The sequence below is a fragment of the Mariluticola halotolerans genome (assembly GCF_021611515.1).
GTDB classification, from domain to species: Bacteria; Pseudomonadota; Alphaproteobacteria; order Rhizobiales; family Devosiaceae; genus Mariluticola; species Mariluticola halotolerans.
In genome coordinates this window covers 717,995-744,951 of the sequence record NZ_CP090960.1, presented here as the reverse complement: position 1 = coordinate 744,951, position 26,957 = coordinate 717,995, and the positions used below count along the sequence as shown (strand labels likewise).

24 protein-coding genes are annotated in these 26,957 nt (G+C 58.2%); 17 read left to right on the top strand and 7 right to left on the bottom strand.

All coding sequences use genetic code 11. The features are described 5' to 3' along the window. Positions 1 to 17: 17 nt before the first annotated feature. On the bottom strand, positions 18 to 893 hold the full coding sequence (locus L1P08_RS03500) for an ATP-binding protein (RefSeq protein WP_303618621.1): 876 nt from the start codon (positions 891 to 893) through the stop codon (positions 18 to 20). Positions 894 to 1,064: 171 nt separating this feature from the next. Between L1P08_RS03500 and yajC the strand changes: the two genes are divergently transcribed. Genes yajC through L1P08_RS03480 form a run of 4 tightly spaced genes read left to right on the top strand, consistent with a single transcriptional unit; the run spans position 1,065 to position 5,214 of the window. Next, a complete protein-coding gene (gene yajC, locus L1P08_RS03495) occupies positions 1,065 to 1,400 on the top strand; it encodes a preprotein translocase subunit YajC (protein ID WP_303618620.1) in 336 nt (111 codons plus the stop codon). A gap of 42 nt (positions 1,401 to 1,442) precedes the next feature. Next, positions 1,443 to 3,986: a protein translocase subunit SecD gene (gene secD, locus L1P08_RS03490; RefSeq protein ID WP_303618619.1), complete on the top strand. Its 2,544-nt coding sequence runs from the start codon at positions 1,443 to 1,445 to the stop codon at positions 3,984 to 3,986. A 2-nt stretch (positions 3,987 to 3,988) separates the two neighbouring features. After that, on the top strand, positions 3,989 to 4,384 hold the full coding sequence (locus tag L1P08_RS03485; RefSeq protein ID WP_303618618.1) for an Mth938-like domain-containing protein: 396 nt from the start codon (positions 3,989 to 3,991) through the stop codon (positions 4,382 to 4,384). Continuing rightward, on the top strand, positions 4,381 to 5,214 hold the full coding sequence (locus L1P08_RS03480; RefSeq protein WP_303618617.1) for a phytoene/squalene synthase family protein: 834 nt from the start codon (positions 4,381 to 4,383) through the stop codon (positions 5,212 to 5,214). The genes L1P08_RS03485 and L1P08_RS03480 overlap by 4 nt, the downstream gene beginning before the upstream one ends. A gap of 9 nt (positions 5,215 to 5,223) precedes the next feature. On the opposite strand, the gene trmFO is transcribed toward L1P08_RS03480, so the two are convergent. After that, a complete protein-coding gene (trmFO, locus tag L1P08_RS03475; protein ID WP_303618616.1) occupies positions 5,224 to 6,612 on the bottom strand; it encodes a methylenetetrahydrofolate--tRNA-(uracil(54)-C(5))-methyltransferase (FADH(2)-oxidizing) TrmFO in 1,389 nt (462 codons plus the stop codon). 77 nt (positions 6,613 to 6,689) lie between these two features. Between trmFO and L1P08_RS03470 the strand changes: the two genes are divergently transcribed. Further along, complete coding sequence (locus tag L1P08_RS03470) at positions 6,690 to 7,334, top strand: glutathione S-transferase family protein (protein WP_303618615.1); 645 nt, start codon at positions 6,690 to 6,692, stop codon at positions 7,332 to 7,334. Between the two features lie 92 nt (positions 7,335 to 7,426). On the opposite strand, the gene L1P08_RS03465 is transcribed toward L1P08_RS03470, so the two are convergent. The 3 genes from L1P08_RS03465 to L1P08_RS03455 all read right to left on the bottom strand — a co-directional run bounded on the left by L1P08_RS03465 (position 7,427) and on the right by L1P08_RS03455 (position 11,546). After that, positions 7,427 to 7,576, bottom strand: coding sequence for a DUF1127 domain-containing protein (locus L1P08_RS03465; protein WP_303618614.1), 150 nt, complete (start codon positions 7,574 to 7,576; stop codon positions 7,427 to 7,429). Positions 7,577 to 8,048: 472 nt separating this feature from the next. Further along, positions 8,049 to 10,940: an excinuclease ABC subunit UvrA gene (gene uvrA / locus L1P08_RS03460; RefSeq protein WP_303618613.1), complete on the bottom strand. Its 2,892-nt coding sequence runs from the start codon at positions 10,938 to 10,940 to the stop codon at positions 8,049 to 8,051. A gap of 384 nt (positions 10,941 to 11,324) precedes the next feature. Beyond that, positions 11,325 to 11,546, bottom strand: a complete 222-nt coding sequence (locus L1P08_RS03455; protein ID WP_303618612.1) for a DUF6500 family protein — start codon at positions 11,544 to 11,546, stop codon at positions 11,325 to 11,327. A 550-nt stretch (positions 11,547 to 12,096) separates the two neighbouring features. On the opposite strand from L1P08_RS03455, the gene ssb reads away from it, so the two are divergent. After that, on the top strand, positions 12,097 to 12,582 hold the full coding sequence (gene ssb, locus L1P08_RS03450) for a single-stranded DNA-binding protein (RefSeq protein WP_303618611.1): 486 nt from the start codon (positions 12,097 to 12,099) through the stop codon (positions 12,580 to 12,582). Between the two features lie 80 nt (positions 12,583 to 12,662). On the opposite strand, the gene L1P08_RS03445 is transcribed toward ssb, so the two are convergent. Then, a complete protein-coding gene (locus tag L1P08_RS03445; protein ID WP_303618610.1) occupies positions 12,663 to 13,187 on the bottom strand; it encodes a hypothetical protein in 525 nt (174 codons plus the stop codon). Then, a complete protein-coding gene (locus tag L1P08_RS03440; protein ID WP_303618609.1) occupies positions 13,184 to 15,430 on the bottom strand; it encodes an efflux RND transporter permease subunit in 2,247 nt (748 codons plus the stop codon). The genes L1P08_RS03445 and L1P08_RS03440 overlap by 4 nt, the downstream gene beginning before the upstream one ends. A 319-nt stretch (positions 15,431 to 15,749) precedes the next feature. Here L1P08_RS03440 and gyrA point away from each other — a divergent pair, with 319 nt between their 5' ends. The 11 genes from gyrA to pgi all read left to right on the top strand — a co-directional run bounded on the left by gyrA (position 15,750) and on the right by pgi (position 26,952). Continuing rightward, the gene (gyrA, locus tag L1P08_RS03435) at positions 15,750 to 18,533 is read left to right on the top strand and encodes a DNA gyrase subunit A (RefSeq protein ID WP_303618608.1); all 2,784 of its coding nucleotides are present in this window, start codon (positions 15,750 to 15,752) and stop codon (positions 18,531 to 18,533) included. A gap of 6 nt (positions 18,534 to 18,539) precedes the next feature. After that, entirely contained in the window at positions 18,540 to 19,775 is a 1,236-nt protein-coding gene (locus L1P08_RS03430; RefSeq protein ID WP_303618607.1) for an MFS transporter, read from the top strand. Positions 19,776 to 19,839: 64 nt separating this feature from the next. Next, a complete protein-coding gene (locus L1P08_RS03425; protein ID WP_303618606.1) occupies positions 19,840 to 20,460 on the top strand; it encodes a LysE family translocator in 621 nt (206 codons plus the stop codon). Positions 20,461 to 20,465: 5 nt separating this feature from the next. Continuing rightward, entirely contained in the window at positions 20,466 to 21,086 is a 621-nt protein-coding gene (locus L1P08_RS03420) for a LysE family translocator (RefSeq protein ID WP_303618605.1), read from the top strand. 13 nt (positions 21,087 to 21,099) lie between these two features. Beyond that, positions 21,100 to 21,588 (top strand): pantetheine-phosphate adenylyltransferase, encoded by a 489-nt coding sequence (gene coaD / locus L1P08_RS03415; protein ID WP_303618604.1) that lies wholly within the window; start codon positions 21,100 to 21,102, stop codon positions 21,586 to 21,588. After that, entirely contained in the window at positions 21,588 to 22,202 is a 615-nt protein-coding gene (locus tag L1P08_RS03410; protein ID WP_497007244.1) for a peptidylprolyl isomerase, read from the top strand. Before coaD ends, L1P08_RS03410 begins: the two co-directional genes overlap by 1 nt. Before the next feature lie 27 nt (positions 22,203 to 22,229). Continuing rightward, a complete protein-coding gene (locus L1P08_RS03405; RefSeq protein ID WP_303618603.1) occupies positions 22,230 to 22,703 on the top strand; it encodes a peptidylprolyl isomerase in 474 nt (157 codons plus the stop codon). A 107-nt stretch (positions 22,704 to 22,810) separates the two neighbouring features. Then, positions 22,811 to 23,083, top strand: coding sequence for a hypothetical protein (locus L1P08_RS03400; protein WP_303618602.1), 273 nt, complete (start codon positions 22,811 to 22,813; stop codon positions 23,081 to 23,083). Continuing rightward, positions 23,083 to 24,168 (top strand): tRNA preQ1(34) S-adenosylmethionine ribosyltransferase-isomerase QueA, encoded by a 1,086-nt coding sequence (gene queA / locus L1P08_RS03395; RefSeq protein ID WP_303618601.1) that lies wholly within the window; start codon positions 23,083 to 23,085, stop codon positions 24,166 to 24,168. The genes L1P08_RS03400 and queA overlap by 1 nt, the downstream gene beginning before the upstream one ends. After that, a complete protein-coding gene (gene tgt, locus L1P08_RS03390; protein WP_303618600.1) occupies positions 24,165 to 25,295 on the top strand; it encodes a tRNA guanosine(34) transglycosylase Tgt in 1,131 nt (376 codons plus the stop codon). The genes queA and tgt overlap by 4 nt, the downstream gene beginning before the upstream one ends. 16 nt (positions 25,296 to 25,311) lie before the next feature. Next, positions 25,312 to 26,952, top strand: a complete 1,641-nt coding sequence (gene pgi / locus L1P08_RS03385; protein ID WP_303618599.1) for a glucose-6-phosphate isomerase — start codon at positions 25,312 to 25,314, stop codon at positions 26,950 to 26,952. Positions 26,953 to 26,957: the final 5 nt, after the last annotated feature.

The following is a 26,957-nucleotide window of genomic DNA, read 5'->3' as shown; positions in this document are numbered from 1 at the left end:
CAATGCTGGCCGGGCGGTTAGACCGCCTGGCCTTTTTCGCCGGCCAAATGCCGGATGAATTGAATGGCCACGCGCCCCGAACGCGAACCGCGAATGGCTGACCACTCAATGGCCCGCGCCACAAGCTTCGCATCATCAATATCAATGCCATAATGGGTCGCATAGCCGCGCACCATTTCAAGATATGTCGGCTGATCGCAGTTATGAAAGCCGAGCCAGAGACCGAATCTGTCCGACAGGGAAATCTTTTCTTCAACCGCTTCGCCCGGATTGATCGCGGTCGAGCGCTCATTGTCGATCATGTCGCGCGGCATCAGGTGGCGCCGGTTTGAAGTGGCGTAGAACAGGGCATTGTCGGGGCGTCCCTCAATCCCGCCATCGAGAATTGTCTTCAGCGATTTGTAGGATGCCTCGTCGCGGTCAAAGCTCAGATCGTCGCAAAAAATGATGAATCGGGCCTCGATCGCGGCAATTCCGCGCATGAGTTGCGGCAGGGAAGGGAGGTCCTCGCGGTTGATCTCAACCAGAATCAGTCGATTGGACGGATCGAGCGTTTGCCCCACTTCGGCATGAACCGCCTTGACCAGTGAGCTTTTCCCCATGCCACGCGCGCCCCAAAGCAGGGCATTGTTCGCACCATGTCCTGCTGCAAACTGACGTGTATTCTGCAGGAGCGTTTCCGCCAGATCTTCCACGCCCTGAAGCAGAGCCAGTGGCACACGATTGACCTTTTCCACCGGCACAAGGGCGCTTGTACCTGCATCCCAGTGATAGGCATCGGCCCCGGTCAGGCTGATCATTGCGGCCTTCGGTGCGCTTGAAAGCGCCTCGATGCCCGTGGCGATGCGGGCTACAGACCGTGCAATTTCTTCCATCAGGTCGCGTTCGTTCACCGGTAGTCTCCAGTCAGGTTATGGGTCAGCTTTGGCTTTGCAAATCAAAGGTGTCGAAGGTATAGTCCGCGCGATTTTACGGGCAGGCTCATGGTCTAGCCAAATCTTCAATCACGCCCTATATGGGGCAATCATCATTATGTTGACAAGACGACCTGAAGGAGCCCCGTCATGTTTGTAACGCCCGCCTATGCTCAGGCCGCAGGAGGCGCCGGCGCCGGTGAAATCCTCACCAGCCTCGCACCCATCCTTATTCTGATCGTAATTTTCTGGTTCTTGATCTTCCGGCCGCAGCAGAAGCGCATGAAAGCGCATCAGGCAATGCTGTCTTCGGTGCGTCGTGGCGACACAGTTGTCACCACCGGCGGTATCGTTGGCAAGGTCACCAAGGTCGTTGAAGGTGAAGATCTCGAAGTCGAGATTTCCCAGGGCGTCAAAGTCAAGATTGTCCGTTCCATGATCTCTGACGTGCGTTCCAAGTCCGAGCCGGTCAACGACAACAAGTAAGCCGATACCCGGCACCCGCGACCTCAGTCTCAGGACCAAGAAATGCTTCAGTTTTCGCCATTCCGCACCGCGATCATCGCCATTGTTGCGGTGCTCGGCATTTTCTTCACGTTGCCAAACCTTGTCTCTAAGGACGTGTTGGCGAATTTTCCTGACTGGTTGCCAAAACAGCAGATCGTGCTTGGGCTCGATCTGCAGGGCGGTTCGCACTTGCTGTTGCAGGTGAACCGCGAAGACATCGTCACCGAGCGGGTCAAGGAAGTTCGCCGCGACGCGCGTTCGATCCTCGCCAATGATAACGGCATCGGCAATATCATCACCACAGCCGACGACAATTTGACCATTGAGTTGACCGATCCGACGCGTTTGCAGGACGCCAAAACGGCGCTTGAGACACTTCAGAACACAGTGACCGGATCCGTATTCGCGGGCACCGGTGCGCAGGAGCTTTCCTTTGGCGAAACCGCCGATGGCAAGATTACGATCGCGCTGACCGACGAGGGGATTGAGGCACGCATGTCCTCGCTCGTCTCCCAGTCCATCGAGGTCATTCGTCGGCGTATTGACGAATTGGGCACGACCGAACCGACGATCCAGCGGCAGGGACAAGATCGTGTCCTGGTGCAGGTTCCCGGCTTTGACGATTCCAACCGCCTGAAAGATATCATTTCCCAGACAGCGCGCCTGACCTTCCATATGGTCTATCCCGGCATGAGCGCGGCCCAGGCACAGGCGCAAGGCCTGCCCTCCGGCACCATGATCCTGCCAAGTCAGGACGGTGCGGATGAACTGATCTACGAAGATGTCGCGCTGGGCGGCGAATCCCTGGTTGATGCGCAACCCGGATTCGATCAGCAAACCTCGCAAGCGATTGTCACCTTCCGTTTCGATACGCGCGGCTCCATCACCTTTGGCGAAATCACCTCGAACAATGTCGGACGCCGTTTCGCAATTGTCCTCGACAATCAGGTGATTACCGCACCGGTCATTCAGTCTGCCATTACCGGCGGCACCGGGCAGATTCAGGGCAGCTTCACACCAGCAAGCGCAAATGATCTCGCCGTATTGCTGCGCGCTGGCGCGCTGCCGGCAACGCTCGATATTATCGAGGAGCGTTCGGTTGGGCCAAGCCTTGGCGCGGATAGTGTTTCCGCTGGCCTTCTTGCCGGCATGGTCGGTGCTGCCGCTGTGATCATCTTCATGGTCATTGCCTATGGCACATTCGGCATATTCGCCAATATCTCGCTCATTCTCAACGTCACACTCATCCTGGGCGCATTGTCCATGCTGGGCGCGACGCTGACACTGCCAGGCATCGCCGGTATCGTTCTGACTGTCGGCATGGCCGTTGATGCCAACGTGCTGATCTATGAGCGCATCCGTGAGGAAATGACCGGCGGGCGTACAGTCTATCAGGCAATCGAAGCAGGCTTTCAGCGGGCCATGGCCACCATTATTGATGCCAATGTCACCACGCTTATCGCTGCTGTTATTCTGTTTTTCCTCGGCTCCGGCCCGATTCAGGGCTTTGCGGTCACATTGGCCCTTGGCATCCTGACCACCATGTTCAGCGCCTATCTGGTGACCTTGTTCATCATTGGCCGCTGGTATTCATGGGTTCGCCCCAAGACGTTGAAACTGCAACTGTTCCGTTTTGTGCCCGACAATACCAGCGTGCCCTTCATCGCATGGCGCAAAATTGCCATTACCTTTTCGGTTGTCGCCGGTCTGGCCTCAGTTGGCCTGTTTGCAACCCAGGGCCTTAATCTCGGTATCGATTTCAAAGGCGGTTCCTCCATTGAAGTGCAGGCACAAAATGGAGCTGCGGACATTGGGGATATTCGGAGCCGGCTCAATACGCTTGGTCTCGGCGATGTGCAGGTACAGGGCTTCGGCACACCTGAAGACGTGCTGATCCGCATCGAAACCCAGCCGGGTGGCGATACCGCACAGCAGGATGCCGTTAACAAGGTCAGCGAAGCTCTTGGCTCCGACGAATACGAAATTCGCCGCACCGAAAGTGTGGGCCCGACTGTATCCGGAGAACTGGCTCTTGCCGGCACAATCGCTGTTCTGGCAGCGCTGGGTGCGGTGCTTGTTTATATCTGGTTCCGGTTTGAGTGGCAGTTTGCTGTTGGCGCCATTATCGCGACGTTCCACGATGTTGTGCTGACCATAGGGCTTTATTCGCTAATAGGGCTTGAGTTCAATCTAACCTCGATTGCAGCAATTCTGACAATCGTCGGCTACTCGCTGAATGACACCGTCGTCGTTTATGACCGTGTCCGCGAAACGCTGCGCAAGTTCCGTAAAATGCCGATAGCGGATCTGTTGAACCTGTCGATCAACGCCACATTGTCACGCACCACATTGACCTCCTTCACCACCATTCTGGCCTTGTTGTCGCTGGTGATATTCGGTGGCGAGGTGATCCGCGGCTTCACGCTTTCCATGACTTGGGGCATTATCGTGGGCACCTATTCCTCGATATTCATTGCAGCGCCGATCCTGCTGTTTCTCGGATTGAAAACCCGCGAGGAAGTTGTGGTCAAGGAAGAGAAACGCGCCGATGGTGCCGCAGTCTGATTATGTCTGACGCTGGGCACTATCCGTACCAGGCCGCGATCGACGCATATGGGGATGGCGGTTTCCGCTTCGCTGAAATGTCGCATCGCGGCTCGATTCTCTGCCTGCCAACCGGCATGCACGCCTGGGCCGCGACCAATGCGGCAGAGGTGAGCCTTGAAACACTGTCGCCCGTTCTGGCGCTCGCCGACGATCTGGATGTGCTGTTCATCGGTATGGGCGAGGACATAGCCCCGCTTGCCCCCGAGATCAGAGCGGCATTTCGCGAACTGAATGTGATTGTTGAAGCGGTTGGCACCGGCAGCGCCATCAGCACCTACAATGTGCTGTTTGGTGAAAAGCGGGCCGTCGCGGCGGCATTGATCGCAGTCGAACGCCCCAATCGCCGCCGCAGATGAGCGCAGATCCCTATATCGCTGATTTTCTGAAACAGCACGATCGCGACCGCTATTTGTCGACCCTGGTTCTCGAGGGTGACAAGCGGGACGCGGTTCAGGCGCTTTACGCATTCAGCGCCGATGTGGCCGCCATTCCCGCGCGTGTCACAGAGCCGGGCCCCGGTGAAATCCGTTTGCAATGGTGGACGGATGCTCTGGAAGGTCATGGCCACGGCAACGTCAATCAAAACCCGATTGCCGCTGCATTGCTGAAGGCGGTCGATGACTATGCTCTACAGACCGGGCCGCTGGTGCGCCTGATTGCGGCACGCCGTTTCGATCTCTATCAGGACCCCATGCCGGATATTGAAACCTTTGAAGGCTATGCGGGCGAAACCAATTCCGTGCTCTTTCAGTATGCGGCAACCATTTTGGGGGAGGGCGCAGCGCTGGATGACGGTGATGCCGCGGGCCATCTTGGCGTTGCTTACGCTCTTGCCGGCCATTTGCGCGCCTTTGGGTATAACGCAGCACACGGCCGCATCTATCTGCCATGGTCGATATTCGCCGCAAACGGGGTGAACGAACAGCAGATTTTCGCCGGGCAGGAAACTGACGGTGTCCGGGCCGCCATCACGCAGATCGCTGATATTGCAGAGGGGCATCTTGCCGCCGCGCGCCGCGCGATTGCGCAATCGCCCAAACAGGTGCGCCCGGCCTTTGCATTGACACCGGTCATTGGCAAGCGGCTGAAACGGGCGGCCAAAACGTCGTTGACCGCTGCGCCTCAGGCAGATCCGGATTGGCTGAATATCCTCAGGATCGCATTCTGGACAATGCGCAACGGATAGGGGAAAGCCTTAAAGCCAGTCCTGCAAATCTTCGAGCGCCCGGGTGGTGATGGCCAGCTTCTTGGCCTTGCCCTTATCGGGCCCACGCCAGCGTTTTACACCTTCCGGCTTGGTGATGGTCACGGGCGGAAACAGCCCAAAATTCACATTCATCGGCTGGAAGCTGCGCAACGTGGTGGTTTCATCTTCAAGATGACCACCTGTAATGTGATGTTGCAGCGCGCCAAGAGCTGTGGTGCGCGGTGGATGTTTATGTGCCGTGCCAAGTGCATCGGCAGCAGCCAGACGGCCAGCCATCAGGCCGATGGCCGTGCTTTCGACATAGCCCTCAACACCGGTGATCTGACCGGCAAAACGCAGACGTGGATCAGCCTTCAGGCGCAAGTCTTCGGTCAGCACCTTGGGTGAGTTAAGGAAGGTATTGTGATGCAGGCCACCCAGACGGGCGAATTCTGCATTCTGCAGGCCCGGAATCATCCGAAGGATTTCCGCCTGCTTGCGATACTTCAGCTTGGTCTGAAAACCGACCATGTTCCACAAAGTGCCCAGCGCATTATCCTGACGCAATTGCACAATGGCATAAGGTTTGACATCTGGATTATTGGGATTGGTCAGCCCCACCGGCTTCATCGGGCCATAACGTAGCGTCTCGCGGCCGCGCTCGGCCATCACCTCAACCGGCAAACAGCCATCGAAATAGGGCACGTTTTCCCATTCATGGAATTCGTGCTGTTCGCCGGCCAGCAGCGCGTCAACAAAGGCGTTATATTCTTCTTCGTTCATCGGACAGTTGAGATAATCGGCACCCGTGCCCGCAGGGCCCGGCTTGTCATAGCGCGACTGCGCCCAGACGATGGAGCGGTCAATGCTGTCGTAATGAATGATCGGCGCAATGGCATCGAAAAACGCCAGCGCATCAACCCCCGTCAGCCCCTGAATGGCTTTAGCCAGCGGCTCGGAGGTGAGGGGGCCCGTCGCAATAATCACATTGTCCCACTCGGCGGGTGGCAGACCGGTTATTTCTTCCCGCTGGATCTCGATATTGGGATGGTTCGCCACAGCCTCTGTGATCGTTGCGGAAAAGCCGTCGCGATCGACAGCCAGGGCACCGCCTGCCGGCAAGGCGTGCTTATCCGCCGACCGCATGATCAGCGATCCGGACCGGCGCAGTTCCTCATGCAACAGGCCAACCGCGTTATATTCCTTGTCATCGGAACGAAAGCTGTTGGAGCAAACCAGCTCGGCAAACCCGTCTGTCAGATGCGCCTCGCTTTTTTTGACCGGGCGCATTTCGTGCAGGATGACTTTGACACCAGCTTCGGCGGCCTGCCATGCAGCTTCGGAGCCGGCAAGGCCGGCACCAATGACATGAATGATATTTGATGTGACATGTGACATGGCGCGCTGATACCAAGTGCTTGATGGCGGCGCAACGTACAAATGTGTCGCGGATGTTTTACACGGGAGAGCGCGTTGTGGCGGAAAAGATAAAACTCTGGGGACGGGCAAATTCGGCCAATGTGCAAAAGGTGGTCTGGGCGCTCGAGGAACTGGGGCTGGCTTATGAAAGGGTGGACGTTGGCGGCAAGTTCGGCGGCCTTGATAATCCGGAATATGAAGCACTGAACCCCAACCGGCTGGTGCCGGCGTTTCAGGATGGTGACCTGACCATGTGGGAAAGCCATGCCATTGTCCGATATCTCGCTGCAACCTATGGCGAGGACAAGATTTGGCCGGCTGATCCGCGCCAGCGCGCGCTGGTGGACCAATGGACGGACTGGACCAGTTCAACCTTTCAGCCCGCGTGGCTGGCAATTTTCGTCTATTTTGTGCGCACGCCTTCCACGGTACATGACGCCGCAGCGCTCAAGGCTATCGTGGACAAGGCAAATGCCGCATTTGAAATCATTGACCGCAATCTCGCCGACAAGCCGTTTCTGGCCGGTGATACATTAAGCTATGCGGATATCGTTGCGGGAACGTCGCTGTATAGATGGACAAACCTTAATATCGAACGGCCCGCTTTCCCCAATGTGGAGGCCTGGCATCAGCGGCTGCTGGCGCGGCCAGCCTTTGTCAAAGGGGTGTGCGTGCCCTTTGCGGATATGCTGGCGAAATAGGAAGCTTGGACTGAAAAGAAAACACCCGCTTCTCTTAGGAGAAAGCGGGTGTTCGGTATGCGTCGCAGTTTTTTGGGCAGTTCATGCCGGGCTTAAAGAGCGCCGGCATGATCACGCGCGATCCGCTGAATGTCGCCGCGGCTGATGCCGAGGTCGTTGAGCGAACGGTTGTCGAGGGCATTCAATTCACGAACGGTCTGCTGGTAGGCGGCCCATTTCTGAATGGTCTTACGGAAGTTCATGTCAATCTCCTTTTGTGTTTGACACCCACTATCTAGGTCACTTGGCCGATAATGAGCAGTAGCTATTTTCTCAAGTCGGCTATGCAAGAAGTGCAAGGCTGGGGGTTAAGTTGTTAGGGTTGCATTAATATTTGCCGCAGCAATTGCGGCGTTTACCGCTTAAAGGCGGTGGCACTGGTTTATTGATCAAACAGGCCGCGTGTCATTTTCGAGAAATCAGGTCCGCAAAGACCAAGGCTGTCTGCCTCACGGCTGGACGGTACCTGTAACTCCCGCAATGTCTGCTTTATGTTGACCAGGCGCTCAAGACGCCAAACGGCTCGCACAAACATGGGTCATGTCCTTATTGATTTCCGACATGACGAAAATGCGCTGAATCGCGCGGGCCAGCTAGCCGCCCGCGCACATTCCCGCCATGCACCCAGCGCATGGGAAAATCATCAGTCCGTCATCAAGGGGGCGTATATTCGCCTTACTCGGCTGCCGCGCCCATGGAACCACGCCGTTCCATCACTTCCTTGAGGAAGCGGCCTGTATGCGAGCGCGGGTTTTCCGCAATATCTTCAGGCGTGCCCATGCCCACAATCTCACCGCCGCCATCACCACCTTCGGGCCCAAGGTCAATGACCCAGTCGGCGGTCTTGATGACTTCCAGATTATGCTCGATCACGACAACCGTATTGCCGGTTGCAACCAGCTCGTGCAGCACTTCGAGCAATTTCGCGATATCGTGGAAATGCAGGCCCGTAGTCGGCTCGTCGAGCATGTAGAGCGTACGTCCGGTCGCGCGCTTCGACAATTCGCGGCTCAGCTTGACGCGCTGCGCTTCACCACCCGACAAGGTGGTGGCCGGCTGCCCGACTTTGACATACCCCAAACCGACACGCTGCAAGGTCAGCAGCTTGTCGCGGATGGAGGGGACAGCCGAGAAATATTCGACACCTTCATCAACGGTCATGTCCAGCACGTCGGAAATCGACTTGCCCTTGAAATGCACCTCAAGGGTTTCGCGGTTATAGCGTTTGCCCTTGCACACATCACAGGTGACATAGACATCGGGCAAAAAGTGCATCTCGATCTTCAATACACCGTCGCCCTGGCATTTCTCGCAGCGACCACCCTTGACGTTGAACGAGAAGCGGCCCGGCGTATACCCGCGCGCCTTGGCCTCGGGCAGGCCCGAAAACCATTCGCGAATGGGAGTGAACGCACCGGTATAGGTGGCCGGGTTGGAACGCGGCGTGCGCCCGATAGGTGACTGGTCGATATCAATCACCTTGTCGAGGAACTCAAGACCGGTCAGCTGTTCATGCGGGGCGGGAATGACACGGGCACCATTGAGCCGGCGCGCAATCGCCTGATAAAGCGTATCGATCATCAGCGTGGATTTGCCGCCACCCGAAACACCGGTAATGGCCACAAACATGCCAAGCGGCACATCAACATCGACATTTTTGAGATTATTGCCCGTAGCGCCCTTCAGGCTGAGCTTGCGCGTCTTTGAGGGTTCGCGCCGTTCGGCGGGCAGGGGAATGCCCAACCGGCCCGACAGATATTTCCCGGTCAGGCTGTCGGGGTGATTGATCACATCTTCCGGCGTGCCTTCGGCAACAATATTGCCCCCATGCACACCCGCACCGGGGCCCATATCGACCACATAATCCGCCGTCAGAATGGCATCTTCGTCATGCTCCACCACGATCACGGTATTGCCCAGATCCCGCAAGCGCCGCAGGGTCTCGAGCAAGCGCGCATTATCGCGTTGGTGCAGGCCGATGGAGGGTTCGTCGAGCACATAAAGCACACCGGTCAACCCCGACCCGATCTGCGAGGCCAGGCGGATGCGCTGGCTTTCACCACCGGACAGGGAGCCGGAATTGCGGCTGAGGGTCAGATAATCCAGCCCCACATCATTGAGAAAGGTCAGGCGCTCCCGAATTTCCTTGAAAATCCGCTCGCCAATCGCCTTCTGCGTCGGGTTCAGGTCCTCGGCAAGCGTCTCGAACCATGCAAGCGCATTGCGGATCGACATTTCGGTGACCTTGCCCACATGCAGCCCGGCGATCTTGACCGCCAGAGCCTCAGGCCGCAGCCGGTAGCCGCCACAGGCAACGCAAGGGGCCGAGGACATGTATTTCTCGATCTCCTCGCGCATGCCCGCGCTTTCGGTTTCCCGGAAACGCCGTTCCAGATTGCCGATGACCCCTTCAAACGGTTTGCTGCTCTTGTAGGATCGCAACCCGTCTTCATAAACGAAATTGATCTTGGTTTTGCCGGTGCCATAGAGAATGGCTTCCTGCACCCCGGCGGAAAGTTCTGCAAACGGCGTGCGGGTATCGGCATCAAAATGCCGGCACACCGCTTCCAGCGTCTGCAGATAATATGGCGACGACGTCTTCGACCAGGGCAGAATGGCCCCGTCGCGCAGCGACATGCTGGGATCGGGCACCACCATGTCCGGGTCAATTTTCAGTTCAGACCCCAGACCATCACATGTCGGGCAGGCGCCAAACGGGTTGTTGAACGAGAACAGGCGCGGTTCGATCTCGGCAATGGTGAAGCCGGAAACCGGGCAGGCGAATTTTTCCGAAAACGTCATCCGCTCCGGCTTGCCATCCGCATCGGTCTTGTCGGCAAACTCAACCAGGGCAATGCCATCGGCCAGCCCGAGCGCTGTTTCAAAACTGTCAGCCAGCCGCCCGGCAATGTCCGGGCCGACAACGAGGCGGTCCACCACCACTTCCAGATCATGCTTAAGTTTCTTGTCGAGGGCCGGGGCCTCTTCGATCTCATGAAACGTGCCATCGATCTTGACCCGCTGGAAGCCGCGCTTCATCAACTCGGCCAGTTCCTTGCGGTACTCGCCCTTGCGGCCACGCACAATCGGCGCCAGCAGATAAATCCGCGCGCCTTCCTCAAGCGCCATCACCTTGTCGACCATCTGGGTGACCGTCTGGCTTTCAATCGGCAGGCCTGTCGCCGGCGAATAGGGAATGCCGACACGGGCGTAAAGCAGGCGCAGATAATCGTAAATTTCAGTCACAGTGCCCACGGTCGAGCGCGGATTACGCGAGGTGGTCTTTTGCTCGATGGAAATGGCCGGCGACAGCCCATCGATCTGCTCGACATCAGGCTTTTGCATCATTTCCAGAAACTGGCGCGCATAAGCGGAAAGACTTTCCACATAACGCCGCTGGCCTTCGGCATAGATCGTGTCGAAAGCGAGCGAGGATTTCCCTGAGCCCGACAGCCCGGTCATGACAATCAGCTTGTCGCGCGGCAGCCGCAGGTCGACGGATTTGAGGTTATGTTCTTTGGCACCACGGATAATGATTTCGCGGTTTTGATGGGCGGACTGGGACATTTGACCTCGAACCTCGCGAACCGGCTTGCCGGTTCAGAGCTATAATGTGAGCACACGAACGACCACCGGACGCGCGAAAGCGCAAACCTAGGCATTGAGTCGGTGCCCGTGTAGGGGAACATAAACAGAACAGATGCAAAATCGTCAAGTCTGCTTGCTTGGCTATAGACTGACGTGGTGACAGAAACTGTCATGAGCACAGCCCCAATCCACCGGATATCACCGCATATTCACTCTCGCGAGCGGCCAAAACATGGCAGCGAGGGTCTGCCAAGCCTCATTCTCATCCCGCGCCACCTATCCCCCGCATCCTGAGCCGGTCGAAGGATGGGCGGCACATGCGATGTTAAAACCCTCGTCCTTCGACAAGCTCAGGATGAGGGTTTAGGCGGGATTGTTCGTCAGCAAGGCGCGGATTTTGGTGGCTTTCTCAAAATGGTCGAGCTTGTGGGTTTTGATCCACCACGTCGCCGCTTCCATCAACAAATCAGGATCATCGTTCTTGTTGGCGAAAAACGCGTAGAATGACAGACCAACTTGCGCGCCCTTCTGCGCAATTTTTGCGTCGCAAATGTCGATGGCTTTCTGCCGTAATACCTGGCGCATGTCGTCCCCTTTTGGTCGGCATCAATATGGCACGGAATGCTGCCATATCATGTCAGGATGAGGGTTTGGGCGGCGATCATGCTACCACGGGGCAGGTTTGGGGTTTGAAATCGGCCACACCACGACGTCATTCCCGCGCAGGCGGCAATCCAGTGAGGTGCTTCAAGCGTTGACAAGGTTTTCTTGCGGGCAAGACTGCCCGCAGCTGGATTCCCGTTTTCACGGGAATGACGAGGGGGATGGGATGGGCATTGTGCCTTGCCGCTTATTGTTATGCTCATCCTTCTCCCGAGGATGGGCGGCATGCGCGGTGCCAGAAACCCCCTCGTCCTTCGACAAGCTCAGGATGAGGGTTTGGGCGGAGATCGTGCGACGCGAGGCGGGTTGACTCGTTGCAAAAGCGAGAACATAAAAGGAACAAACTGATATCAGCCAAACCGTCTGTGGATGACGGGTACAAAGCGTTTGGTGTTGGGGTAGAGGCATTACAAAACAGCGCCCATGCGGTAAGGATGGGCAACAAGCTCAAATATGTGCGGAAGGAAGCAAGATGGCGGGCAGCGTCAACAAGGTCATACTCGTGGGGAACCTGGGCGCCGATCCGGAAGTGCGTAACCTGCCCAATGGCGGCAAGGTGGTCAATTTGAGCATCGCAACTTCCGAGAACTGGCGCGACAAGAATACCGGTGAGCGCCGGGAAAAAACCGAATGGCACCGCGTGGTGATCTTTGGGGAAGGCCTGACACGAGTCGCAGAGCAATATTTGCGCAAGGGCTCCAAGGTTTACCTCGAAGGCCAGTTGCAGACCCGCAAATGGCAGGACCAGTCCGGGGCGGATCGTTATTCGACCGAAGTGGTTTTGCAGGGCTTCAACTCAACCCTGACCATGCTCGACGGGCGTGGTGAAGGCGGCGGAGATGGTGGCGGTGGCGGATTTTCCGGCCCACAGGGTGGCGGCGGTGGCGGCAGCCAGCGCCCGGCAGCCAGCGCCCCGGCCTTTGATTCAGGCGGCTCGGACGACGATATCCCGTTCTAGGGCAATGGCATCTGGAAATACAAAAGGCGGTCCTGAGGGCCGCCTTTTTTCATTTGTCCGATGTCCGAAAACCTTAAAGGCTATTTCTCGAACGGCACCGTGGCGACGATCTTGCGGCCAGAGGCGGTTTCGGTCACCGAGAACTCGATTTCGATATTCCCCGATTTCAGCGCGATCCCCGCATCCACTGCGTAATCCTTGCCCGATTCCGGATCCCGGCTTTTCAGCTGAAAATCAATGGCCTGCCCACGGCGCTTGCCAATGGCAACGCCCGAAAAGGATGTGTTGGAGGACATGACAGCCTCGAACCGTTTGCGGGCCTCGATATAGGCCATGGTGCCAGCGATCGACAGATTGCCGCCGGCCAGCGAACAGCGGCCATTGTAGTTGACCTTGGCCTGCGCCGCCGGGGTGATATCGAGCTTGCAGACAACCGTCTCTGTGTCGCCGCCGGAACTCGTCGTCCCCCGGCCTTTCCAGCCGCCCACATAGGATTGCAGCAACTGGCTTTCATCTGTTGCGGCAAAGGCAGGTACAGGCAGAGCCAGCGCTGATGCCAGCGCGACAACCAGAACAAAACCGGAGCGGGGTAGGGTGCGGGTCATTTTTTGGGATTTCCTATTGAATTGAAGAATCGCCCCCCGGCGATCAGCAGGGATGGCAGGATCAGCAGGTCGCCGAGCAATGCCAGAATAAATGTCAAAACAGTCAATATGCCGAACAGCGCCACCTGCGGCAGCGCGGAAAATACCACAATGAAAGTTCCGGCGCATAAAATCAATGTGGTCGCCACCAGCGCCGGTCCGATCCGCTCCAGCGTCATTTCGACGGCTTCCTTGTGCCCGTGCCCGTCCTGACGCCCCCGCACATAGGTGGAAAGGAAGTGGATCGTGTCATCAACGGCAATCCCGAAAGCAATGGTCAGGGCGATGACCGTGGTCAATTGCAGCCCCGCACCGGACAGGTAGAGATAAAGTTCTGTGCCCAGTATCGGCAGGAAATTGGGCACGATAGAGACAAGCGCAATCCGCCATGAACGGAATGCCAGGCCGATAATGACGATATTGACCAGAACCGCGATGCTCAGTCCGTTGCGCAGGCTGGCAATGATATCGGTGCTGGCAAAAGAGGTCAGCACATTGAACCCGGCCACCTCGGCCCCTTCAATGCCCGCCGCCGCCAGTTCGGCATCTGTATTGTGCACGATCTCGCGCAGACGCTCCGATTTCAGCACCGTGGGCAGGAAGCCGGTAATCAGCGCCCGTGAGCCGTCATCGGTGACAAAACGCTGTTTGAGGAACGGGCCGACCGCTTTAAAAATTTGCTCGCGGCTGAAGCCGCTATCGGAATAATGGCTGAAACTGGCAGCCGAGATCACCTTGCCCTGACCGATATTGTTTTCAAGAATGCGGTGCACTTTCTGAATGGTCAGAAAATCGCCATCGGTGACGTTTTCCACACCGTCCTTGAGCGGCACCTGGATATAGATCGGGGCAACGCCGCCCACGCCATCATCAATGCCCTCTGCCGTCGCCAGCGCTTCGGAATCCTTGGGCAAAAAGTCCTGAAAGTCGAAACGCGGCTCCATGGCGAAATGCGGGTAGAACAATCCGGCCATAATGATGATGGCGGCCACCGCAATCGGCTTGTTGAACCGCCGCGTCAGCCAGCGCGCCACCGGAATGGGTGCTTCAACCGCAATGCTCATTTTCTGCGGCGGTTTGAATTTCAGCCGGATGGCAATTTTCAGTGCCAGCGGCATGAAGGTGACCAGCGTGATAAAGGTGATGGCCACGGCAATGACGCCGGAAATGCCGAATTCCTCAATCCCCTGGCCTTGCGTGATGATCAGGCTGGCAAAGGAGACCATGGTGGTGATCGTTGTGAGCGCCGCCGCGGGTGTTACCCGGCGCACAGCCTCGCCAATAGCCAGATCCGGATCCATCCCGTCACGCCAGAGCCGCAACCAAGTGAAACAGAAATACATGCTCTCGGCAAAGGCGATCACCAGCACCAGCGTTGTGATGATATTGGTCAAAAAGGTGAACGAGCCGAACAGCATCACCACCACCCCGGCCACCCAGATCACAGAGACCAGTGGCGTCAGCGTGGCCAGAACCGCGCCCCAGAAACTGCGCAGGCAGAGCAGGGACATAATCGCGCCGACGATAAAGCCGACAATCGAGAACTTAATCTGGTCGGCAATGCTGGCATCCAGCATTTCCGTCTTCCAGACCGGCGGGCCCGTAAGTTCAACGCTGATCTTGTCGCTGCTGTAATCGGCCACCAATTCGCGCAGCTCCGCCAGCATGGCCGGTTCACCGGCTCCCTTGGTCAGTTCCCGGTCGGGGAACATGATCATCACGACGCCCGACAGGTCGGCCAGAATGAGGTTGCGCATCAGCGGGTCGGTCGCCCGCAATTCCTGCAGCGCGGTCGTGACTTCCTCAGGCGATTCCATGAATTCGGGCACTGCCGGCACCGTGCGGCCATCCGTGCCCGGCTTGCGCAATGTGAATGGCGACATCGTGCCGGCCGCATAGGTGCTCAACTCAAGGTCAAAGGCCAGCTCGCGCAGCGTCTCGATAACCTCGGGGTCCGAGAGATTGTCCGATTGGGCAAGAATATAGGCATCATTCTCGAACGTGCCGAAGGTTTCCGACAAGCGCTCGTAGCGGTCGAACATTTCGCCGGAATTCTGGTAGATCCGCAAAATATTGCCATCGACAGACAAGCGCGGCAGTTGCGTGGCGCATATGGCAGTAATGGCCAGCACCACAAGGGCGATGAAACGGGGATAACGCAGCGTAAGAAGGCCGAGACGTTCAAAACCAAACCCAATTGACACGTATCGACTCCCCCACAACACCCAAACTGGCAGAACAAGCAGGGGTTTACCCCTTTTGAGCATAACTTTTGCCCGGATTCGGGGACAAGGTGAAGCTTTTGCAGCCAAATACGGCTGTTTGGCGCTATTTCACCCGCCCGGATAGCTGACGGGCATGGATATTTTACGTTATAGTGATAACGAACTGTGGACGAGTGAGAATCACCGGCTGGCACAGTAACGTGACATTGGTGCTCTCAATCGGAATCGCCTATAAAAGCGCGAGCAGAAACAAAGAAGAAATAACCCTGTGACAGACACGCCTGATGAGGTAGGTGGCATGCTTCCGCCATCTGATATCGCCCCGGTCTCCATTACCGATGAAATGCGCAAATCCTATCTGGATTATGCGATGAGCGTTATCGTCAGCCGCGCCCTTCCGGACGTGCGCGACGGCCTGAAGCCCGTGCACCGGCGCATTCTCTATTCGATGCATGAGCAGGGCTATGAGTGGAACAAGCCCTACCGTAAATCGGCCCGTGTGGTTGGCGACGTTATCGGTAAATACCACCCCCATGGCGATGCCGCGGTTTATATGTCGCTGGTGCGCATGGCGCAGGATTTCTCGCTGCGCGTGCAGCTGATTGAAGGGCAGGGCAATTTCGGCTCGGTCGACGGCGATATGCCCGCCGCCATGCGTTATACCGAAGTGCGCATGCAAAAGGTCACCGGATCGCTCTTGAGCGATCTCGACAAGGACACCGTCGATTTCCGCGAAAACTACGACAGTTCGGAAACCGAACCCGTCGTGCTGCCGGCGCGTTTCCCCAATATTCTGGTCAATGGTGCGGGCGGTATTGCCGTCGGCATGGCGACCAATATCCCGACCCATAATCTGGGCGAGGTAATCAACGCCACGCTGGCGCTGATGGACAATGCCAATATTACCGTTGATGAGCTCTGCGAGATCATGCCGGGGCCGGATTTCCCTACCGGGGGCATCATCCTTGGGCGCGCGGGCATTCGCTCAGCCTATGAGACGGGCCGTGGCTCGGTCATCATGCGCGGCCGCGTGGCGATTGAAGAAGTCCGCAAGGAACGCGAAGCGATCATCATCACCGAGATTCCCTATCAGGTGAACAAGGCCTCGATGATCGAAAAGATCGCCGATCTGGTGCGCGAGAAGCGGATTGAAGGCATTTCCGATATTCGCGACGAGAGCGATCGTCACGGCATGCGCGTGGTCATTGAGATCAAGCGCGATGCGGTGGCCGATGTCATTCTCAATCAGCTTTATCGCTTCACCCCGCTGCAGACCTCGTTCGGCTGTAACTTTGTTGCCCTGACTGGCGGCAAGCCCGAATTGATGGGCGCCCGCGAAATGCTCACCGCCTTTATCGACTTCCGCGAGGAAGTGGTGACACGCCGGGCCCGCTTCCTGCTCAACAAGGCGCGGGACCGCGCCCATGTGCTGGTTGGCCTCGCTGTGGCTGTGGCCAATGTCGATGAAGTGATTTCCATCATCCGCACATCGCCCAATCCGGCGACCGCGCGTGAACGCCTGCTTGAACGCAACTGGCCGGCCCGCGATGTGGAACCACTGATCAAGCTGATCGATGATCCGCGCCATACCGTCAATGATGACGGCACGTTCAAGCTCTCCGACGAGCAGGTGCGCGCCATTCTCGATCTGCGGCTTGCTCGCCTGACGGCTCTTGGCCGCGACGAAATCGGCGATGAGCTCAACGGTCTCGGGCTGCAGATTACCGATTATCTCGATATCCTGCGCTCACGCGACCGGGTTCTCGCCATTATCCGCGAAGAGCTGATTGAAGTGCGCGACCAGTTCGCCACGCCGCGCAAGACCGAGATTTCCGATTATGCTGCCGATATGGACGATGAAGATTTCATCGCCCGCGAGGAGATGGTCGTCACCGTTTCCCATGGCGGCTATATCAAGCGCGTGCCGCTCTCCACCTACCGGGCGCAGCGCCGGGGCGGCAAGGGCCGCTCGGGCATGGCGACACGGGACGAGGATTTCGTGGCCCGCCTGTTTGTCGCCAATACCCATACACCCGTGCTGTTCTTCTCCTCACGTGGTATTGCCTACAAGATGAAGGTCTGGCGTCTGCCGCTGGCTGCCCCCCAGGCGCGCGGCAAGGCCCTGATCAACCTGCTGCCGCTCGAAGATGGCGAACGCATCACCTCGATCATGCCATTGCCCGAGGACGAGGATACATGGGGCGATCTCGACATCATGTTCGCGACGACACGGGGCACCGTGCGCCGCAACTCGCTGGCTGATTTCGTTGAAGTGCGCGCCAATGGCAAGATTGCCATGAAGCTGGAAGACGGCGACGGCATTGTCGGGGTGGAAACCTGTTCTGCCAATGACGATGTGCTGCTGACCACCACGCTGGGGCAGGCCATTCGCTTTAACGTCACCGATGTGCGCGTATTTGCGGGCCGTAATTCGGTCGGCGTGCGCGGCATCAATCTGGCCGAGGATGACAAGATCATCTCCATGGCCATCCTCAGGCATTTCGATGCGACGCCGGAAGAACGCAGCGCCTATATCAAGCGCAGCCGGGCCATGCGCGGCGAGGCGGACGATGCCGAGATGGAAGTCGAGGCGGAAGCCGGCGAATTGCCCACCGAACGTTATGCCGAAATGGGTGCCGCCGAACAATTCGTGCTCGCCATTTCCGAGAACGGCTACGGCAAGCGCTCTTCAAGTTACGAATACCGGGTGACCGGTCGTGGCGGCAAGGGCATTACCGGCATGTCGATCACCAAGAAAAACGGTCCGATCGTTGCCTCGTTCCCGATCGAGAATGACGACCAGATCATGCTGGTCACCGATGGCGGCAAGCTGATCCGCGTACCGGTCGATGGCATCCGCATTGCGGGTCGCGCCACTCAGGGCGTGATCGTGCTCGATACCGCCGAAGACGAAAAAGTGGTGTCGGTCGAACGGATTTCCGAGCCGGAGCCCGATGAAGACGAAATCGGTGCCGAGGACGGGGCTGGTCCCGACGAGGGCACTGCGGCACCGGATGCTCCCGATGCGCCTGAAGGACCGGATACGCCTGAAGGCGACGGTCCCGCACCCGAAGAGAACTAACGCCAAGTGCCGGAACCCGTGGGCTATCGCGGGCTTCTGGCACTTGCGGTGCCGCGCCGGCTGGCGCTGGCTTCGGCCCCGGCGGATCTGGCCGACTGGCTCGATTATGCCGCCATCATTGCCTTGTTGGTATTTGGCTGGGGCGAGGGGCCTTTTGTGCTGGCCCTCTTCGCCCTGGCGCTGACCTTGCCCTATGTGCTGATCGGCCCCTTGCTGGCCGTGCTGGTGGACCGGGTGCCGCTGCGCGTAACGCTGGTTCTCAGCAATCTTGGCCGGGCCCTCACCACGCTGTTACTGGTTTTTGCCCCGCACACGGCACTGGTTCTGGTGCTGGTGTTTTTGCGGGCCAGCATTGATTCAGCCTTCACCCCGGCGCGGCAGGCGGCCATTCAGGCCAGTACGCCCAAAAACCTGCTCGGCAGCGCCAACGGACTGCATCACGCCATCAACCAGACCTCAAAAATTGCCGGACCGGCCCTTGGCGGCCTTTTGCTGGCTTTCCTGTCGCCGCAAATGGTGTTCGGCCTCAATAGCGTGCTGTCGCTGATCGCTGCCTTGCTGCTGGTCAATCTGCAATTGCCAGCCCGCCCAAAAGTCGACTCTGCCACAACGCCGCCATTCTGGAGCGAACTGACCGCAGGGATCGCCGAGTTCCGCCGTAATGGCCTGATGCTGACGGCCCTGATTTTCTCGGCTGTCGCCTATTTCGCCTTCTTTCTCTATGACGCGCTGATTGCGCTTCTCACCGCCGGTTTCGGCCTCGATGCAACGGCTTTCGGCTTCGGTATTGCGACCTCGGGGGCGGGTGGTCTGGTGGCGGCATTGCTGGCCGGACGGCTCCCCGCCGGAAAATCCCTGATCGCCATGATGAGCGCAGCGGCATTCTCCGGCATTACCGCAATGGCCATTGCGTCTGCGGCGATTGCCGGTGTGCCCGTTGCCGCGCTGGTCTTTTATCTGGCCATGGCCCTGATGGGCGGGGCCACAGCCTTCATGCTGGTGCCCTATCGCGGCATCATCCAGCGCGAAACGCCGCCGGACCGGATCGGCCGGGTGCATGCCGCAGGGGAAGCGGTGATTATGAGCATCATGCTGTCGGCACCGTTCATCGGCAGCCTGATTGCCCGGCTCTGGGGCACGGGCATGGCCTTCATGTGCGGAGGGGTGTTGCTGGTGGTACTGGCATTGGTCACCCTCGTGCTGACGCGCGGCGGGAATATAAAAAGCTTAGGAGCATCCTAGGGCAGGGCTTGCAATTTCTCTCAGTTGGGTGATGGCTAGGCGGACCATACTGGAGCCGCCAAAAATGTTCGATGTCACCACCCTGATTGCCTTCAGCACGGCCTGTTTCATCCTTGCCATCGTGCCGGGCCCCAATGTCACTGTCATCACCGGGCAGGCGCTGGCGCGCGGCACATTGGCGGGCCTGGCCGTGGTGGCGGGCACCCAGCTCGGTGTTTTCCTGATGATTCTGGTCGTGGCTTTCGGCATGCAGACCCTCGTGACCTTCATGGGCTGGGCCTTTGACTGGATCAAACTGGTGGGCGCGGCCTATCTGGTCTGGCTCGGGTTCAACATGCTGCGCGCAACGGGGAAACTGGACACGGCCAAAGCGGTTAAGCCCAAACCGCTCTGGCAACTGGCGCTGCAGGGCATGCTGGTCCTCTGGTCCAATCCCAAGGCGCTGATATTTTTCGGCGCTTTCATTCCGCAATTTGTCGATACCAGCCATCCCGCCTTTCCGCAGGTGGTTGTGCTCGGCCTGATCTTCATGCTCATCGCCACGATCACTGATGGGGCCTATGCCGTTCTCGCGGGCTCGGCGCGGCACCTGCTGACTGCGGCCCGCGTCAAATGGCTCAACCGCATTTCCGGTGCGATCCTAATGGCAGGTGGCGTCTGGCTGGCTCTGGCCCGACGGAGCTGAACACAATGCTGTTTGAAGGCACGGCCCTGGTCACTTTCATGTTGGCAACCCTCGCGGTCATGGCGACGCCGGGAGTGACTGTCTCGGCGCTGACCGGCACCACGCTCAGCCATGGGTCAAAGCTCGGCTTTGCCATGGAGGCGGGCGCAGTGCTCGGGCGGCTCAGCATGATCTCCATTCTGGCCCTCGGGCTCGATTTCGTCTCGCAATTCATGCTGGTGGTGTTCGACTGGGTGAAGCTGGCCGGCGCGGCCTACCTGATCTGGCTTGGTATCAAGAGCATCCGGCACCCGCCGCACCTGATGACGACGGCGGCAGTCGCCCCGCAACCACGGCGACAGGTGCTCAATGGTTTTATTGTGCTCTGGTCCAATCCCAAGGCACTGATTTTTTTCGGCGCCTTTTTGCCCCAGTTCGTCGACCCGGCTGAAAATGTTATCCCGCAAGTGCTGTTTCTGGGGCTGATCTGGGTATTGACCGCGCTGGTCACCGATAGTTGTTACATCGTCCTGGCAGGCAGTGCGCGGCGTTTGTTTGCCGGCAAATTCGCTCAGCGCACTGGAATTGTCTCCGGAACGATACTGATTGGTGCCGGTATCTGGCTTGCCTTGCAGCAAAAGGCATGACAAAACCGCCACTATGAGCAGATTAGTCGGGTTTTATCCCGGTTCCTTCGATCCCGTCACCAATGGTCATCTCGATGTCATCGAGCGGGCATGCAAACTCGTGGATGTGCTCTATGTCGCCGTGGGCGCGCATCACCGCAAACTGCCATTGCTTTCCGACCCGGACCGTTTGCGTCTGTTGAAAGAAACCACCGTCGCCATCGGCGAGCGCACCAACACCGAAATTCATATCGTCGATTTCGATGGTCTGATGGTGCATGCCGCACGCGACGTCGGCGCGACGCTGATTATTCGCGGCCTGCGTGACACCACCGACTACAATTATGAAATGCAGATGGTGGGCATGAATGCCCAGATGGAACCAGACCTGCAGACGGTTTTCGTCCCCTCCAGCCCCCATGTCCGGCATATTTCGGCCACGCTTGTGCGCCAGATCGCGGAGATGGGCGGCGATGTATCCGCCTTCGTTCCCGCACTCGTTCTCAAGGCATTGAAAACATAATGGCCGAGCAAAAATCGCGTACCGATCGCATTATCGGAATTCTCTCTTCCCTGATGGTTGTCGTTTTCGCCGCCATACTGGTTGTCCGCCTGACCCCATGGGGCTGGTCGGAAGAAGCCATGGCCAGCGAAGGCATGTGCACCGGCAAGGACAAGATCGATATAACCCTCGAACTCAAGGATGGTCCCGTCGGGCTTGAATTGTGGTGTGATGTGGCCCCCGCGCATGCCGAGCGCATCGCCTCGCTTGCCGCCGAGGGCTTTTATAACGGCGTCGTGTTTCACCGCGTGATCGACGGCTTCATGGCCCAGACAGGCGACCCCACCGGCACCGGCATGGGGGGTTCCGATCTGCCGGATTTGAAGGCCGAGTTCAACGACAAACCGTTTGAGCGTGGCACTTTGGGCATGGCGCGTTCCGCCGATCCCGATTCGGCCAATTCGCAATTCTTCATCACCTTTGGCGATACGCCGCATCTCAACGGCCAGTATACCGTGTTCGGCAAAGTCGTCTCCGGCATGGAACATGTCGATGCGATCAAAAAAGGTGACGGGGCCAACGGCATGGTCAACGATCCCGATTCCATCGTCTCGATGACGCCTGCCGGCGAATAAATATCTATTGTATTGAAAGGAAGACTTATGGCCGAGGCCAACGATCCCGAAAACACCATCCTGCTCGAAACCAGCAAGGGCACGGTCACCATCAAGCTGCGGCCTGATCTTGCACCGAACCATGTTGCACGCATCAAGGAACTGGCGCGTGAAGGTTTTTACGACGGCATCGTGTTTCACCGCGTCATCGACGGCTTCATGGCCCAGGTCGGCTGCCCCAAGGGCAATGGCACTGGCGGTTCCGACAAGCCGGACCTGAAGGCAGAATTCAACGAGGAAAAGCACGTGCGCGGCACTTGCTCCATGGCCCGTTCCTCCAACCCGGATTCGGCCAATTCCCAGTTCTTCATCTGCTTCGGCGATGCGCCTTTCCTCAACCGTCAGTATACGGTCTGGGGTGAAGTCACCGACGGTATGGAAGCTGTCGACAAGCTTGAGCGTGGCGAGCCTGTGCGCAATCCGGACAATATCGTGTCCATGAAGGTCATGGCCGACGCGTGATGCGGTTCTGGCCCGCCATCATTGGAATAGGTGTGCTGGCATATTCTGTGCCGGCACACGCCACATCCACACTGGTATGTGAATCTTCCAACGGGGCGAGCATTGAAATGGCCATCGGCACAGTGAGCGTGGCCGCCGTTGCCAACGCGACCATTGCCATTGGTGACGATGTCATTTCCATGGTCGACGGCGATATCGTTGTCGGCCAGCAATATGCTGACCATGGTCAGTTCCTTGTCGATTTTACCGACCCCAATCTTGAGAAAACGCTGGCAAAGCTTCGGCTTTTCAGCGCGACGGAAGGGGAAGACATCGTATTCGCCGGCACTTTGCAGGTGCCCGGCACCGGTGCTTACGCGGTTACGTGTTCTGAGTTCTGATGCGCGTTGATCAATTCGATTTTGACCTGCCGCCCGAGCGGATTGCGCTGCACCCGGTGGAGCCGCGCGATGCTGCGCGGCTGCTTGTTGTCCGTCCCGGTGAACAGCCGGCAGACCATGTTTTCACCGATATTCTCGACCTCCTGAACCCCGGCGATGTGCTGGTGATCAACGATACCAAGGTGATCCCGGCAGAATTGCGCGGCATTCGCCACCGTGATGGCAATCAGGCCTCGGTTTCCTTCAACCTGCACAAGCGCGAAGGGGAGGCGACCTGGCTCGCCTTTGCCCGCCCCGCCAAACGGCTGAAAGCCGGGGACCGGTTGGTTTTCGGTCAGATCGAGGATCGCGCCTGCGCCCTGCAAAAGCTTGAAGCGACAATTGCCGAAATCGCAGACGGCGGCCAGGTGCTGCTCAAATTTGATCTGAGCGGTGCTTATCTCGATGAAGCGATCAAATCGCATGGCGCCATGCCGCTGCCGCCCTATATCGGCGCCAAGCGCCAACTCGAAGAGCGCGACAAGCAGGATTACCAGACGGTTTATGCCGAAGTGGACGGCGCTGTCGCCGCCCCGACGGCGGGCCTGCATTTCACCGAAGAATTGCTGGCCAAGCTGGAAGCCAAGGGCATCGGCATCGAGCATGTCACGCTGCATGTGGGGGCGGGCACGTTCCTGCCGGTCAAGGCTGATGATACCGACGATCATAAAATGCATTCGGAATGGGGCGAAGTCAGCCCTGAATGCGTGGCCCGCCTGAAAGCTGCACAACAGGCCGGCGGCCAGATTGTCGCTGTCGGCACCACAAGCCTGCGCCTGCTCGAATCCGCCTGCCGCGAAACCGGCACGCTGGAGGCTTTCTCAGGCGACACCGATATTTTCATTACGCCGGGTTATGGATTTAAAGCCGTCGATATCCTGATGACCAATTTTCACCTGCCGCGCTCGACCCTGTTCATGCTGGTCAGCGCCTTTTCAGGATTTGAAACCATGCAAGCGGCCTATCGCTATGCCATTGATAACGAATATCGTTTTTATTCCTATGGCGATGCGTCGCTGCTGTTTCGGGGTGAGCCAGGCGCATGATCCCGCATAGCTTTGAACTGCTCCATACCGATGGCAAGGCCCGGCACGGCGTCATCAAAACCCATCGCGGCGATATCCGCACCCCGGCTTTCATGCCCGTGGGCACGGTTGCAACCGTCAAGGCCATGTATCCCGAGCAGGTAAAAGCCACCGGTGCCGATATCCTCTTGGGCAACACCTATCACCTGATGCTGCGCCCCGGCGCGGAACGGGTGGCACGCCTCGGTGGCCTGCACACCTTCATGGATTGGGAATTTCCCATTCTCACTGATAGCGGTGGCTTTCAGGTGATGTCGCTGGCGCAATTGCGCAAGCTTAATGAAAAGGGCGTGGTCTTCAAATCCCATATCGATGGGTCGACCCACCAACTGACCCCGGAACGCTCGATCGAAATCCAGACCCTGCTCGACAGCGATATCATCATGCAGCTTGATGAATGTCTGAAGCTGCCCGCAGAGACGAAGGAAATCGAGCGCGCCATGGAATTGTCCCTGCGCTGGGCCGAGCGCTCGAAAACCGCTTTTGGCCAACAGCCGCAGCGTGGCCTGTTCGGCATTGTGCAGGGGGGCGACGATGCCAATCTGCGTGCCCGCTCAGCTCAAGGGCTTATATCCATCGGCTTTGACGGCTATGCCGTTGGCGGCCTCGCCGTGGGCGAACCGCAAGAGGTGATGTTCCGCGTGCTCGACGAGATCGTTGCTGAATTGCCGGCTGAAAAGCCGCATTACCTGATGGGCGTGGGCAAGCCCGACGATATTCTCGGCGGTATTGAGCGCGGCATCGATATGTTCGATTGCGTGCATCCTACGCGGGCAGGGCGGCATGGTCACGCCTATACCGCCATGGGCATGATCAATCTGAAAAACGCCCGGCACCGCGACGACCATCGCCCGCTGGACGAAACCTCGCCCAATGAGAACTGCCGCCGATTTTCCCGCGCCTATCTCCATCATCTGGTAAAGACAGAAGAGATTTTAGGTGCCATGATCCTTTCACAGATCAATCTCGCCTATTATCAAGAACTCACATCCGGCGCGCGCGCGGCAATCGCCCGCGGCCAAATCAACGATTTTGCGGCGGCAACGCGGGCCAAATGGGCCAAAGGCGACATGCCGCCGCTGGACTAAAGGAAAGGCCCGGCACATGGCTGATGCAAAAAACAAGACCACTCTGGATTCCCTGAAAAAGCATCGCAAACGCCTCACAGACCGGCCCATGCGCCAGCTTTTTGCGGAGAACCCGGACCGTTTCCGCAGCTTTTCCGCCAATTGCGGCGATATCATTCTCGATTATTCCAAAAACCGCATCGATACCGAGGCAATGGCCGCGCTGATCGATCTGGCGCGGCACGCAGGCGTGGAAGCGCGCCGCGACGCCATGTGGGCCGGCGAGCCGATCAACGTCACCGAGGGCCGCTCCGTGCTGCATATGGCGCTGCGCTATGGCGGCGAGGAGCCTGTGCTGGTGGATGGCCAGGATGTCATGCCCGGCATTCGTGAAGTGCTTGAGCGGATCAAGACCTTCTCCGATCAGGTCCGCGACGGTTCCATCAAGGGACATACCGGCGAACAGTTCACCGATATCGTCAATATCGGCATTGGTGGCTCGGATCTGGGACCTGCCATGGTCACCCTGGCGCTCGAACCCTATACCCGCGCCGACCTGCGCGCCCATTACGTTTCCAATGTCGATGGCGCCAGCATGCATGACACGCTGAAACGCCTCGATCCGAAGCGCACCATGTTCATCGTCGCCTCAAAGACCTTCACCACCGACGAGACCATGACCAATGCCAACAGCGCCCGCCAATGGCTGGCCGAAGCGCTGGGCGATGAGGCGGTGAATGATCATTTTGCCGCTGTCTCCACCAATCTGGAGGCTTGCGACGCCTTTGGCATCCGCGCGGACCGTGTATTTGGTTTCTGGGACTGGGTTGGGGGCCGCTATTCTGTCTGGTCCGCCATCGGCCTGCCGGTCGCCATTGCTGTCGGTTACGAGAATTTCGCCATGTTCCTCAAGGGCGCGGCGACTATGGATAATCATTTCCGCACCACGCCGCTGGAAAAAAACCTGCCGGTGATCATGGCGGTTCTCGGGGTCTGGTATCGCAATGAATGGGGTTTCGCGACCCATGCAGTGCTGCCCTATGACCAGCGTCTCAGCCGCTTTCCCGCCTATCTGCAGCAGCAGGATATGGAATCAAACGGCAAATCGGTCACCCTTGAGGGCAAGCAGGTGGAAACAGAGACCGGCCCGATCATCTGGGGCGAGCCGGGCACCAATGGCCAGCACGCGTTCTACCAGCTGATTCATCAGGGCACCTCGGTCATCCCGTGCGATTTCCTGATTGCGGCCCAGCCGCAGGAAAGCATGCCGCCGCATCATGACAAGCTGGTCGCCAATTGCTTCGCCCAGTCCGAAGCGCTGATGCTGGGCAAGACAAAAGACGAGGTTGTGGCCGAACTGAAAGAGGCCGGCATGGACAAGGCCGACATCAAGGCTTTGGCCCCGCACAAGGTCTTCCCCGGCAACCGCCCCTCGAACACGCTGCTTTACCGCAAGCTCGATCCCGCAACACTCGGCCAGCTGATCGCGCTTTATGAGCACAAGGTCTTCGTTCAGGGCGTCATCTGGAACATCAATTCATTCGACCAGTGGGGTGTGGAATTGGGCAAGCAGCTCGCCAAGGCCTTGCTGCCCAACGTGCAGGGCGCAACCAATGGCGCAGAGCATGACAGCTCAACCCAGGGCCTTTTGGCCTATTATCACCAGATGAAGGGGTAGGGAGA